This window comes from Actinomyces sp. ICM39 (assembly GCF_000282935.1).
Classification (GTDB): domain Bacteria; phylum Actinomycetota; class Actinomycetes; order Actinomycetales; family Actinomycetaceae; genus Pauljensenia; species Pauljensenia odontolytica_B.
On sequence record NZ_ALCB01000092.1, the window covers coordinates 1 to 1042 of the forward strand.

Sequence of the window (1042 nt, forward strand, 5' to 3'; positions counted from 1 at the left end):
CGCGAACTTCTTGAAGATCTCGAAGGATACGGAGCTGAAGTCTGCCCCGCCGAATGAGTATTTATCGACCTGGCCGTAGGCATAACGGTCCTTCCGAGTGGTGAAAGCGTCGTAGATAAAGTCTTCACCCGGCTCGACCAGGATTAAGTCTTTCTTGATCCGGGTCGTGTGCCCGGATAGTTCGCACAGGTGAGTGATGTATGCGGCGAGTTCTTCATTCATTTGATTGTCTTTCTAACTAGAACAGGGTTTGGGCCTTCAAGGAGTTGTTGGGCGCTTAAGTAAGTTTGATCGCCGGATTCATCAAGTGTGTACAGCCTGACCTGCCGTGATCCTCCGGGTGAATCAAACCATGGGTACACAATTCCTGTTTCTACACGCGTTCCTGGAGGTAGCCTATCCGGGTGGAACTCGAATTGGCTGTATGGAGAGTAGAGTGAATCTGCGTGGATTGATCGCTTCTGGAAAGAGTCCGGCCCGTCCTTGCCTACTAATGCGAAATATTTGCCACGGTCTTCTCCAATTCGATCAAGATTTCCGGGGTACTCCTTGATAAATTCGTCGACTGCCATATCTTGGAACGGAGGAATTCCTTTTTCTGGATCTCCGTGAAGGTAAACGCCATCTTTCATAACGTCGGCTAGCTCAGGATGGTTATTTTCCGTATCTGGCCAGTCAGTTTCGCCATCAGGTCCGGTCGTACGTTCCTTGTACAGTTCTGCAGAAATCTGCTCGCCAGTGTCGGGGTCCGCGCTGATTGGTTCCCGATGGTCGACCAGGTCTGCGCCCATCGGCCCGTGGTCCGTATCGAGTGTGCGGCCATTCTTCTCCGCAAAATCGGCGATAAAACCGTCGTTTGCCTCTTTGTAAGGGCCAGGATGGCCGCCTGCTGTGATCCCATCGGCAAAGGCTGGTTCATCGTCGGAGCTTTCGTTTCCGTCGTGGCTTCCGGAACCCTCGCCGTCGGCGTCGTCCTTGTCGGACTTGCCGTCGGCGTCGTCCTTGTCGGACTTGCCGTCGGCGTCGTCCTTGTCGGACTTGC

The 1042-nt window shown here is 53.6% G+C and carries 1 protein-coding gene and 1 pseudogene; both read right to left on the reverse strand.

The genetic code is table 11. The features are described 5' to 3' along the window. Positions 1 to 222 (reverse strand): annotated as a pseudogene (locus HMPREF1137_RS05730) (Imm61 family immunity protein); the annotation flags it as partial. Further along, the coding region (locus HMPREF1137_RS10025) for a glycohydrolase toxin TNT-related protein (RefSeq protein ID WP_007589898.1) at positions 219 to 1042 on the reverse strand (824 nt) is incomplete at its 5' end. The pseudogene HMPREF1137_RS05730 and the gene HMPREF1137_RS10025, both read right to left, overlap by 4 nt.